Below are 11451 nucleotides of genomic sequence, written 5' to 3'. Positions count from 1 at the left end.
CGTATGTCATTGTCTAGGTTCAGGCTTGGCCTTCAAAGACTGCCGCACCGCTTCGCTTTCGCTCGGCTCGCTTGGCTCTCCTCTCGACCGCTTGACCAATATAACGAGAAAAGGCAAAAGGTGTCAACTATTTTGGAAAGAAATTTTGTAAAGCTTCTTTAAGAGTGCGATCGCCCCTTCTCTAACCCATAAGGACAAAGCTCCAGCACCACGCACCGATCGCACTCCGGCCTTCGATAAAAACAGCACCGCTGCCCATGTAGCATCAGAACTTCGTGATTATCGTAAACCTGTTGGGCTGACCAATTTGGCGGTAGCTGAGCGGAGAGAAGGGCGTGAGCAGGACCAACAGCAACGTTGGCAGGAATGAGTCCTAGACGAATTGCGACGCGATGGTGATGGCTGTCAACAGGCAAGGCAGGGCGACGTAGGCGGCTAAATAGTAAGACTGCGGCACTCGTCTTGGGGCCAACACCAGGAAGTGATTCTAGCCAAGCTCTTGCTTCGAGGACAGGTAGGTCGGCAAGGAAATCGATCGCCAACTCACCGCGTTGCTCGCTGATGCAGCGTAAGACTTGCTGAAGGCGAGGCGCTTTTTGCTCCGGCCAGGTGCAGCTTGCGATCGATCGCTCAACCGCTTCAGCAGGTGCATCGCGCACCGCTGCCCAATCTGCAAAATCTGTCTTCAAGCGTTTGAAGGCGTGAGCAGAATCGGCATTTTTAGTGCGGTGAGACAGCAGCGACGAGACAAGTTCGCTGAGCGGATCAAGATTGTGGAAAAAGGGAATGGGGCAGCCATACTCAGCACACAGGCGAGCGTGGACGCTGAGTACTTTTTGCTGAGGGTCTTCTGGAGGATTGAGAAAAGACACAGGTAAAGTCCACTTTGCCAAAGGCGATCACTTTGCGTTTAGCGTAGCTGACAGAACTTGCGTTCGTTATCCGACTGGGGTTCTTGCCACGAGTAAGCAAAGTGGCTGACCGAGTTAATTTGCGGGTTTGCCTGCCGAATTGCCTGCATCTGTGTTTCTAGCGAGGCGCGATTGCTGATTGCTCGTCCCCAGACTCCAGCAATCACAGGCTTTACCTGCGTACCAGGTCGCGCCATGCTGACGACGCGCTGAACTTGGGCAGCAATGCAGCTTGCGTTGTTCGCGCCGCAAGTCGCGTAGGACATGGGATGCCATTCAATCGAATTGGGAAAGCGATCCCAGGGTTGCAGGCGTGAATCATAGCCCTGGCCGATCGGCTGGTTGCCTTCAGGAAAGAAGACTGCACCACCCGGAATGCCTTGTCGCTGCGCCGGGACGAGGGCGAGATTCAGAAAGTCGAGAATGCCTTGGACGGCGTGGGCAACACTGAGCCGCCATAGTTCAGACTGCAAATAAGGTTGCTGCTGGGCGGCAGTCGTTCCGACAGGAAAGTTGGGGGGAATTCGGCCTTGCCACATCGGTTCGCCTTCTTGGGGATAGAGGCTGTTGACAGCAGTGAGATCGCCTGCGGTAACATAGCCACGATCGAGAAAACGGCGAATCAGTTCGCGGCCTTTTTGATTCGTGGCGCGATCGAGCAATGCCTGCTGAGCCGAAGCACCATAAATCCACAAATCCTGCACACGACTGGCGATCGAAGCTGTGCCGCTGCCTCTGGGATAGCGGATGTAGTCAAACAGCATTCCATCTGGGCGACGCTGGGCGATCGCCTGCGCCATATTGTAGTAGTCGCGTTTGGCTTGCAGGCTGTAGGGATCGGCAAAGGTTTCTTCGCTGTTGTTGCCATTAGCCGGATCAGTATTGGGTCCCGGTGTGCTGCTAAACGTCAGGCTGGTTTGACCGAAGCCATTGCGAGCCAGGGCTGGAGCGGAAGTTGAACGTTGGGCGTAGGTATAGCCGAAATTCATTGTGAACATCCAGGCATAGACCTTGATGCCGCGCTCGCGACCTTTGGCGATCGCTTCTGCTAGCAAATCACGATTTTCATATCCGGCATTGCGTAGTACAGAAGGCCAAGCCGTGTTGTTTTGTGCAGCCGGAAGCAGCACTTGACCGTTATAGAAAGCTTCGACATAAACCTCGCTGTAGCCTTTGTTGACGATGCGATCGAACAGTTCATCGAGTGAACCGGGACGTGCATCGCAAGGATAGAGCCTGAGCCAAATGCCTTGAGTCTGCGGCCAAGTGCGATTGCGGCAGGTGCGAAGCTGTTCGGCGTGCTGCCTTAGCAAAGTTTGATAGCGGGATTGAGCCGTGCGATCGCCGCTTTGGGCGGCTTGGCGCAGCGAATTTTTCTGGGCGATCGCGTCGGCAGAAAGCTGGCAGTTTGCTCCGAACGCAGATTGGGCGGTAGCAGGTTTGATCCACAGCGGACTGGTCAAGGTGGTCGCGAGCAGCATGGCAGCAAATCGCCGCCAAGACCGTCGGCTGTTCCAAAGAAAAAGGCTGTTGCAAAAAGGCGAAGCGCTCATGAATCGATCGAATGCTCCTGCGTGATGAGTGTAATTAGAGTGAGCTAATTCAGCTTTCAATCACTAAGACGTGCATTCTAGCGGATTGAGCCACAGCGTCAATTTCCAAATGGCGTTAGCCGAACAGCCGGACTGCTGCTTGCTCCAAATTTTCTTCACAGGGACGACAGAATTTCAAGTATCTGCCCATTCAGATGCGAGTCGTTTGACCTGCGATCGCCACCATTTGAATTGAGCTACCGCAATCAGCAGATTGAGCCTTTGCAGTTTGACGCTTGAGCAGCAGCCCGATCGCCAAACTGCTCACTAATCCGATCGAGGCAAGAATGATCAGCCAGCGAATCAGACTCGATGAATTCTCTGTTCGTGATGTTTCTAGGAGTGGAAATGCTTTGCTTTTCGTCATTGTTGAAAGTAGTGAAAAAAGAAATTGAAGAAAAGGTCAATCATGCGACGGCGGCGATCGCGGACAAACTTAAACTGAATGCACTGGGCTTCTAAGTTTAAAGCTGCCCAAAATTGAAATGTAATTCGCAAGATGCGATCGAAAAGTTTGCAAGGTGTATCAGACCACGAATTGCAGCAAAAATCAGTGCTACCGTTGATCAGTTCACAACTTGATTGCGTCTCACTATGTCAACGCCTGCTTACGCGCTGCTGTTACGCAACGGTCGCTTGCTGCAAGCGGATGATCCCAACCCGATCGCCGTCGATATTGCGATCGCAAACAGAAAAATCGCCGCGATCGCTCCGAATCTTCCGGGCACAGCGCAGCTCGAACTCGACCTGGAAGGCAAGTTGGTCAGTCCGCCATTTGTCGAGTCGCATGTGCATCTGGATTCGGCATTGACGGCAGGTGAACCACGCTGGAACGAAAGCGGCACGTTGTTTGAAGGGATTGAGATTTGGCGCGATCGCAAGCAGGATTTGACGCTGGAAGACGTAAAGCGGCGGGCGATCGAAACGCTCAAGCAGCAGGCGATGCAGGGCGTTCTCTTCGTGCGCTCTCATGCGGACGTGAGCGAGGCGAATCTAATTGCGCTGCAAGGCTTGCTGGAAGTGCGTGAAGCCGTCAAAGACTGGATGACGCTGCAAGTCGTCGCCTTTCCGCAAGACGGCATCTACGGCAGTTCGCAAAATGAAGGCTTGATCGAAGAAGCAATGCGCTTGGGCGCAGACGTAATTGGCGGCATTCCCCATTACGAGCTGACCCGCGAAGACGGAGTGCGATCGATTCATCGCATTTTTGAACTAGCGCAAAAATACGAGCGCCTGATTGACATTCACTGCGACGAAATTGACGATGACAATTCGCGCTTTTTAGAAGTGGTAAATGCCTGTGCGATTCGATCGAGCTACGGTTCACGAGTTTCTGCTAGCCACACAACAGCATTTGGCTCCTATAACAATGCTTATGCTTACAAATTGCTAGGCTTTCTGCGTCGCAGCCAAATTAATTTCATCGTCAATCCGCTGATTAATATCACGCTACAAGGTCGGCTTGATTCCTATCCAAAACGGCGCGGTTTAACTAGAGTGAAAGAACTTTGGCAGCAAGGCACAAATATCAGCTTGGGGCACGACTGCGTACAAGATTGCTGGTACTCATTGGGTACAGGTAATATGCTGGATGTTGCCTTTATGCTGATTCACGTTTCGCAAATGACAGGGCGGTCGGAGATGGATGCCTGCTACAACATGGTGACGTGGAACGGTGCAAAAACGCTGAATGTTGAAGACCAATACGGCGTTGAAGTTGGCAAACCAGCGAGTTTCATTGTGCTGGATGCGATCGATCGCTTCGACGCTTTACGCCGTCGATCGACCGTTCGCTATGTCATCTCGCAAGGCAACCTGCTTGCTTCAACCGAACTGCCGCAGATGCAGTGGCGAGCATCCGTTACAAATGAATGAAGAGGAAAAGAATGAAGCGAATTGGATTGGGAATTTTGCTGTTGAGTGCGATCGCGCTGCCTGCAAATGCACAGCTTACCGCAAATCTCACGCTGCAAATTAATGGAATTGAAGGACAAGAAGGCAACGTTTGCCTAAAGCTGTTTGATGCGGCACAGGGCTTTCCTAACGACAATGAAAGCGCAATTGCTCGCACCTGCGTTCCGATCACAACTGCTGCTCAACCCTTCACTTATTCGTTTGCAAATTTGCCTGCGGGATCGTATGCAGTCGCCGTCTATCACGATCGCAACAGCAATGAAGTTCTCGATCGTGGCGCATTTGGAATGCCTTTAGAAGGCTACGGCTTCTCGAATGATGCGCCAGCAGTGACAGGACCTGCTCGCTTTCAAGACGCAGTATTTCTGTTAGCAGGAGCGCAATCGATCGAAATTCAAATGCGCTATCCGCAGTAGTTGAAATCGTGCTTTCATGCTTTAACTACTTAATCTAAATTTCGTCCAGTTAGTTCAACAAAAATATCTTCCAAATTAGAAGGACGAGTCATCATTCCGGTTTTGTCGGGCTGAGCGTCCAGATAAGCGTTGGCCTGCTCGATCGAAGGAAAGAATTTGTAGTGCCAGCGATCGCCATCTTGCTTGACGACCAAGCCTTCACCGTGTTTTTGCCGCAGTTCCGCGAGTGTGCCAATTTCGATTAGCTTGCCTGCGTCCACAATGCCGATGCGATCGCACAAATATTCGACTTCTTCCATGTAGTGCGTCGTCAGTACGATCGTCATGCCTTGCTGATTGAGGCCGCGAATGATTTCCCACAGGCGGCGGCGCGTCTGCGGATCAAGGCCGACGGTCGGTTCATCAAGAAACAAAATTTGCGGCTGGTGAAGCAGAGCGCGAGCAATTTGCAACCGTCGCTTCATGCCGCCGGAAAGCGTTTTGACCAGATCGTTGCGGCGATCGCTCAGTTCCACATACTCCAGCCAGCGATCGATGTCGCGCTGTCGCTGCGGGTTGGGAATATGGTGCATCCGCCCGTGAAACTCCATATTTTCCCAAACCGTGAGATCCACATCAACGCTTGTTTGTTGAAGCACAACGCCAATGTGCTGCTTGACCAGATAGGACTGGCGCACCACGTCGAATCCAGCAACTTTGATGCGGCCTTGCGTCGGGCGCGTCAGCGTCGTTAACATCCGAATCGTAGTGGATTTTCCGGCTCCGTTTGGTCCCAGCAGGCCAAACACTTCACCGGGCGCGATCGACAGCGACAAACCATTTACAACTTCGCGCTGGTCATAGACTTTGTGAACATTTTGCAGCGAAACAGCAGCCGTCATTGTAGGCAAAAAACAGGTGACTCTATGACTCTATCATTGCCATTTGCGATCGACCTGATTACTCCCGTAAGGTCGCAGGAACACGCAATGCCAAGCTCATTGCTCGTCCAGCCATGAAGCCGCTCAGAGCAAGCCAGAGCAGATGCGGACTGTGAAAGTTCCACGCCAGCAGCGCGATCGGGGCGAATCCAATCAGGGACGCAATCAGGGACGATCGCCGCAAAGTCGCACCTGCCGTCAATCCGAGAAAATAGCCGTCAAGCATATAAGCAATGCCGCCAAAGCCTAAAACGGGAATCAGCCAGGCAGCAAAACGCGGAACCTCAGCGAGAATGTCATCGTGATTGGTCAGCAAGCGAAACAGGGCGATCGGCTGAATGGCAAACAAAATGCCAAACGTTAAACCGAGCAGCAGGCTGGAAATTCCTGCAACTTGCAGCAGGCGAGTGAGTTGCGATCGATCTTGCTGTCCGTGAAACTGTCCGGCGAAGCTTTCGGTTGCAAAAGCAATCCCGTCGATAAAGTAGGCTGCTAGCGTCACAACTTGCAGCAGCAAACTGTTTGTTGCCAAAATCAGCGTTCCAAGGCTGGAACTGAGATTTGTAAATAAAGCAAACGTCGAAATCAAGGCAAAGGTACGAATTAAAATATCACCATTTAACCGGAAGGCAGCTTGGAGCGCAGTTCGATCGAGCAGTTGATTTTGCCATCTCTGCGGCAGCGTGACGGGAAAAATTAAAGCTAAACCGACAATCAGCATTGCATATTGACTCAGTGCCGTACTTGCACCCGCGCCCACGCTACCCCAACCCCAACGCACAATCATCAAATAGTTCAGCGTCACATCAACGCCATTGCCAACGATCGATAAAATCAGCACGCGGCTACCCTGTTCCCGTCCTAATAGCCAACCGATCAGCACAAAATTCAGCAGCGTTGCAGGTGCGCCCCAAATCAAAGCGCGATAGTAGTCTAAGCCTGCCGCTTCAACTTCGGGCGTGGCGCTAAGCAGCGCAAAGCCGATCGCTTGAATTGGCGTTTGCAGCAGCACGATCGCCAGTCCGATCGCGATCGCGAGCAGGCCATTTCGCAAGCCAACGAGCATGATACCGTCTGCATCTTGGCGTCCGACGGCCTGCGCCGTCATTCCCGTTGTCGCCATCCGCAGAAAGCCAAACGTCCAGTAGAGATAGTTAAACAACACGGTTGCCAGTGCGACGCCTGCCAAATGGCGAATATCTTCAAGATGTCCCAAAAACGCGACATCGGCTAAACCTGCTAGCGGAACCATCAGGTTTGAAAGAATATTGATGCCTGCAAGTCGCCAAAAGCGCTGCTGAAAGAGAAAAGCATCGATCGAAGATTCGGTAGACACAACGTTTCACGAATGAACAAGTTTTGTAAATCAATCGCAATCCGGGCATCCTAACTCGGTATTGCAAACGCAAAGGCTTAATCTTAACGTGCTCGTTTTAAGCTCAAATGAGATTTAGCGCAACTCGCTGATCGATCGCCCCTGAAAATCGTTCGACCCTTCATCGCCCCTATGCGAAATCGTTTATTTCTAGCGCTGCTGACCATTTTTGTCTTGGTGCTGCTGAGCGACAGTCGCCAATTTACTTCGGCGATCGCCACCCGTTCACCGCGCACTGCTTATGTCCATCTGTTTGAGTGGAAGTGGAACGATGTTGCCCAAGAATGCGAAACGTTTTTGGGGCCAAAAGGTTTCGCTGCTGTGCAAATTTCTCCTGCCAGCGAACATGCCGTGATTGCTCACGAAGACTATCCTTGGTGGCAACGCTATCAGCCTGTGAGCTATCAGATCAACAGTCGCAGCGGCGATCGCACTCAGTTCAGGGGCATGATCGATCGCTGCCGTCGATCGGGTGTCGAGGTTTATGCCGATGCCGTGATTAACCACATGTCCGGCGAGGCGCAAGGTGTCGGCAGCGCCGGAACACGCTTTACAAAATATTTCTATCCAAATCTCTATCAGTCGCGAGACTTTCACACCTGTCGCCGCGACATCACCGACTACAACAATCATGAAGAAGTCACCAACTGCGAACTGGTTAGCCTGCCGGATCTCGCTACGGGATCAGAGTATGTGCGCGATCGACTCGCTGCTTACCTGCGTGATTTGGTGAGTTTGGGCGTGCGTGGCTTTCGCATTGATGCCGCAAAACATATCCACACCAATGACATTGCGGCAATTCTCGATCGCCTCCATGCCAGCGTGGAACCTGACCCATACATCTACCAGGAAGTGATTGATCCCGGCAATGAAGCCGTTAAAAAGAGTGAGTATTATCCGAATGGCGATGTGATCGAGTTTGAATATGGCCGCAAAGTTTCCGAAAAGTTTTTGGGAATCGACGGTCAAACCTTGGCGCAGCTCGAAAGCTTAGGCGAAAGCTGGGGATTTGCGCCCAGCGAGAAAGCCTTGGTCTTCATCGACAATCACGACAAGCAGCGCGGACACGGCGGCGGTGGCAGCTACCTCACCTACAAAAACGGCAAGCTTTATGATTTGGCAAACGTGTTTATGCTCGCTTTTCCCTACGGCTACCCGCAGGTAATGTCGAGCTTTGCGTTCGACAATGCTGATCAAGGGCCGCCCGCCGACGCGCAAGGCCGAACGCGCAGCGTTCACAGTCGCAATCCAGCTACCTGCGACCAAGGCTGGGTATGCGAGCATCGGCATCGATCGATCGCCAACATGGTCGCCTTCCGCAACGCTACTGATCCCACCTTTTACCTAAGCGACTGGTGGAGCAATGGCAGCAATCAAATTGCGTTTGGCCGAGGCGATCGTGGCTTTGTAATCATCAATCGTGAATCTCAACCGCTCGATCGCACCTTTCAAACCAGTTTGCCTGCGGGCACTTACTGCGATGTCATTCACGCCGAACTCGATCGCTGCGGTGATTCAGCGATCACCGTGAATTCAACCGGACAAGTGACCGTCAGCGTTGCCGCAATGGACGCGATCGCCATTCACATCAACGCGAAACTTTGAACATTCGTCATTCGGAGTTTGTTGTTTCAGGCAGCGCCCATCACTGCGAACTCCAAATTATTTCTCGGTCAGCGTCCACACGCCGTCTGCCCAATCTGATTCGCTGGGCGGATGGCTGAGCCAGTGCTGGCAGCGGTTGAGATGCATCAAGGCAGCTTTGTCATGCGGATCGATTTCTTCAAGAATCGTGCCAAACGAAGTCATTGCCTTGGTGAATTTGCGATCGAGATAATATCTGCGGCCTTCCTGATAGAGGTCGATCGCCCGCTGCTTCTCGGCTGAAATCGATTCACTGCTCAGTCCAACAAGTTCGTAGACATTGACGGGACGATTTTTTCCTTTGACGCGGATTAGATCAAGTTCGCGGACTCGAATGCGATCGGCGCAAGGCTTGTATGTGCTTTCGCTGATCACAATATCGCAGCCATACTGCTTGCTTGCGCCTTCAAGCCGTGAACCCACATTGACGCCATCGCCGATCGCCGTAAATTCCATTCGCCGCGATGAGCCGATATTGCCGCTGATCACGCTGTCCGAGTTGATGCCGATGCCAATGCGGATTTTTTTATTTTCCGGCCTCGAAGCGTTGAAGTGAGCCAGCCGCGATCGCATATCGATCGCCGTTTGAACGGCCATCCAAGCGTGGTCTTGCAGGGGCAGCAGTGACGAGCCAAACACGGCCATGATCGCATCGCCGATGTACTTATCCAAAATGCCTTTGTGAGCGGCGACCGCATCCACCATCGTCTCGAAATATTCGTTGAGCAACTGCACAACTTCTTCAGCCTGCATCGTTTCGGTCAGCGTTGTGTAGCCGCGAATATCCGAAAACAAAACGGAAGCTTCGCGCCGTTCGCCGCCAAGTTTAACTTCACCACTGCTGTACAGCCGCTCGGCCAATTCCTGCGCCATGTAGCGGTAGAGCGTATTTTTGAAGCGCTTTTCCTGGCTGATATCGTCCATCACGACCAGTGCGCCGTAGACGTTGCGATCGTCATTCGCATCCGCGATCGAATTAATTGACAGATGAACGCTGTGCAGTTCTTCACCGATCGCAGGCAGCAGCGTTTGGTCAGGATAATACTGCTGACGACTCTTTTCATCAGTTCCAGTCAGCGCACTGCGAAATCGCTCGCCAAAGTTACCTTCTTTGATCTGCACCACTTCGGTAATCGGACGACCTTCAAGCCGATCGCTCTCGCCAAAGCCAAGCAGATTTTTGGCGCTTTCGTTCGCAGCGAGGATTTTGCCACTTTTGTCAGTTGAAAGGACAGCGTTCGAGAGCGATCGCAAAATATCGTGCTGCATTTGCTCTTGCTGCTTCACAGTGGCGAACAGCTTGGCGTTTTGCAGCGCGACGCCTGCTTGAATGTTGAACGCCTTCATGAATTCTTGGTCGTTGCGGTTGAAGCTCGCTCGCCAGCATTCCGGAGCTTGCGGCCAGTTCGCCGGATTGTAGGGCGGAAAATCGCCCTGCTTTTTCTTGTTGATCAGTTGTGTGACCGCGATCAACTCGTCATTGGCGTTGAAGACGGGCATACACAACATGCTGCACGTGCGGTAGTGCGTCTTCTGGTCAGTTTCCTTGGCGGTGTCGGCGTTGGGATGCTCATACAAATCAAACGGGATCAACACAGGCTCACCTGTCATCGCAACCTGTCCGGCAAAGCCTGCGCCCATCGAAATTCGCACTTCCTTCAGCACGCCGTCGATCGGAAGTTTCGTCCACAGTTCTTCCCGATCGCGATCGATCAGCCACAGCGTCGATCGATCGGCGTTCATCAGTTCCTTGGCTTCTTCCATCACTCGCGCCAAGGTTTCCTCCAAATCAAGGCTGCTGTGGCTAAGCGCTTTGGTTGCCTTCATCAAGGCAGAAGCAGCGCGTTGCTGCTGAGTTGCTTTATAAAACGATCGCGATGACTCTAGAATTAAGCGAATTGACGGCGCAAACTCCTCAAACACCTGCTCATCGTGCGAACTGAAGCCATCGAGATCAATTTTGTCTTCCAGGGAAGCATTGGGATCGTAAACGGTTTTTAGCTTGTTGATCAGCTGCACGACTGCAACTAGATCGCCCGATTCGCTGAGCAGCGGCAGAGCAAGCATCGTGTAGGTGCGGTAGTGATTCTTGCGATCGAACTCCTGTGCCGCTTTCGATCGAGGATCGCTGTAGAAATCGTAGGGAATGTTGATGACAGATTTTTGCGTCGCGACTTCGCCTGCGATCCCAACGGTTTTGGGAAAGCGCAACTCTAACGTATTGTCTCGATCGTCTTCGGCCACGATCGACCACAGTTCATCTTTGTCTTCGTCGAGCAAAAAGATTGTCGTGCGATCGGCATTCAGCAGTTCTCCGGTTTTGAGCGTGATCGATTGCAGCATCTCGCTCAAAATCGCTTCAAATCCGCGCGAGTCAAGGACATTATCGAGCAGCGATAAAGTTTGATTGACAACGCGCAGCTTGTCCTCAACATCGCTGACCACCTGCCGAAATGAATCTTGCGTCAGCGGTGCAAGAAAGGCCGAAAATGAGCCGCGCTGCTCTGCCAGACTGCTTTTTCGTCGCTCGATCGCGCTGGTCGGCTCATGCATAAAATCGCCATCAGTGGAAACAAAATCAGCAGGGCGGCTGGCGATATCGATCACCCTATCACTAGCAGCACCCGTACCCGACAACGAAAAAGGTGAAGCGGTCATTGTTGCATCCGCAGTTCGTAG

The 11451-nt window shown here is 52.4% G+C and carries 9 protein-coding genes; 3 read left to right on the top strand and 6 right to left on the bottom strand.

Translation table 11 applies throughout. From position 1 onward, the window contains the following. Positions 1-158: 158 nt before the first annotated feature. The 3 genes from nth to H6F67_RS24570 all read right to left on the bottom strand — a co-directional run bounded on the left by nth (position 159) and on the right by H6F67_RS24570 (position 2870). Positions 159-872, bottom strand: coding sequence for an endonuclease III (nth, locus tag H6F67_RS24580; RefSeq protein ID WP_190769292.1), 714 nt, complete (start codon positions 870-872; stop codon positions 159-161). A 38-nt stretch (positions 873-910) separates the two neighbouring features. Then, complete coding sequence (locus H6F67_RS24575; RefSeq protein ID WP_242020785.1) at positions 911-2392, bottom strand: hypothetical protein; 1482 nt, start codon at positions 2390-2392, stop codon at positions 911-913. Positions 2393-2654: 262 nt separating this feature from the next. Then, complete coding sequence (locus H6F67_RS24570) at positions 2655-2870, bottom strand: hypothetical protein (protein WP_190769290.1); 216 nt, start codon at positions 2868-2870, stop codon at positions 2655-2657. A gap of 227 nt (positions 2871-3097) precedes the next feature. Here H6F67_RS24570 and codA point away from each other — a divergent pair, with 227 nt between their 5' ends. Then, positions 3098-4378: a cytosine deaminase gene (codA, locus tag H6F67_RS24565; RefSeq protein WP_190769289.1), complete on the top strand. Its 1281-nt coding sequence runs from the start codon at positions 3098-3100 to the stop codon at positions 4376-4378. A gap of 11 nt (positions 4379-4389) precedes the next feature. After that, a complete protein-coding gene (locus H6F67_RS24560) occupies positions 4390-4833 on the top strand; it encodes a DUF2141 domain-containing protein (RefSeq protein WP_190769288.1) in 444 nt (147 codons plus the stop codon). A 29-nt stretch (positions 4834-4862) separates the two neighbouring features. On the opposite strand, the gene H6F67_RS24555 is transcribed toward H6F67_RS24560, so the two are convergent. Then, on the bottom strand, positions 4863-5714 hold the full coding sequence (locus H6F67_RS24555) for an ABC transporter ATP-binding protein (RefSeq protein ID WP_190769287.1): 852 nt from the start codon (positions 5712-5714) through the stop codon (positions 4863-4865). A 58-nt stretch (positions 5715-5772) separates the two neighbouring features. Further along, positions 5773-7089, bottom strand: a complete 1317-nt coding sequence (gene gntT / locus H6F67_RS24550; protein ID WP_313927014.1) for a guanitoxin biosynthesis MATE family efflux transporter GntT — start codon at positions 7087-7089, stop codon at positions 5773-5775. Positions 7090-7260: 171 nt separating this feature from the next. Between gntT and H6F67_RS24545 the strand changes: the two genes are divergently transcribed. Then, positions 7261-8733: an alpha-amylase family protein gene (locus tag H6F67_RS24545; protein WP_190769286.1), complete on the top strand. Its 1473-nt coding sequence runs from the start codon at positions 7261-7263 to the stop codon at positions 8731-8733. 57 nt (positions 8734-8790) lie between these two features. On the opposite strand, the gene H6F67_RS24540 is transcribed toward H6F67_RS24545, so the two are convergent. Beyond that, positions 8791-11325 (bottom strand): GAF domain-containing protein, encoded by a 2535-nt coding sequence (locus tag H6F67_RS24540; RefSeq protein WP_190769294.1) that lies wholly within the window; start codon positions 11323-11325, stop codon positions 8791-8793. Positions 11326-11451 lie beyond the last annotated feature (126 nt).

It is taken from the genome of Microcoleus sp. FACHB-1515 (assembly GCF_014696105.1).
Lineage (GTDB): Bacteria > Cyanobacteriota > Cyanobacteriia > Elainellales > Elainellaceae > JAAUTJ01.
The sequence above is the reverse complement of the archived record's forward strand: the minus strand, read 5'-3'. Positions and strand labels throughout refer to the sequence as shown.

Excerpts from the sequence above, each read along its gene's own strand:
- H6F67_RS24570 (WP_190769290.1), bottom strand. The coding sequence starts at position 2,870 with ATGACGAAAAGCAAAGCATTTCCACTCCTAGAAACATCACGAACAGAG.
- H6F67_RS24540 (WP_190769294.1), bottom strand. The coding sequence starts at position 11,325 with ATGCATGAGCCGACCAGCGCGATCGAGCGACGAAAAAGCAGTCTGGCA.
- codA (WP_190769289.1), top strand. The coding sequence starts at position 3,098 with ATGTCAACGCCTGCTTACGCGCTGCTGTTACGCAACGGTCGCTTGCTG.
- H6F67_RS24575 (WP_242020785.1), bottom strand. The coding sequence starts at position 2,392 with ATGCTGCTCGCGACCACCTTGACCAGTCCGCTGTGGATCAAACCTGCT.
- H6F67_RS24545 (WP_190769286.1), top strand. The coding sequence starts at position 7,261 with ATGCGAAATCGTTTATTTCTAGCGCTGCTGACCATTTTTGTCTTGGTG.
- H6F67_RS24555 (WP_190769287.1), bottom strand. The coding sequence starts at position 5,714 with ATGACGGCTGCTGTTTCGCTGCAAAATGTTCACAAAGTCTATGACCAG.
- H6F67_RS24560 (WP_190769288.1), top strand. The coding sequence starts at position 4,390 with ATGAAGCGAATTGGATTGGGAATTTTGCTGTTGAGTGCGATCGCGCTG.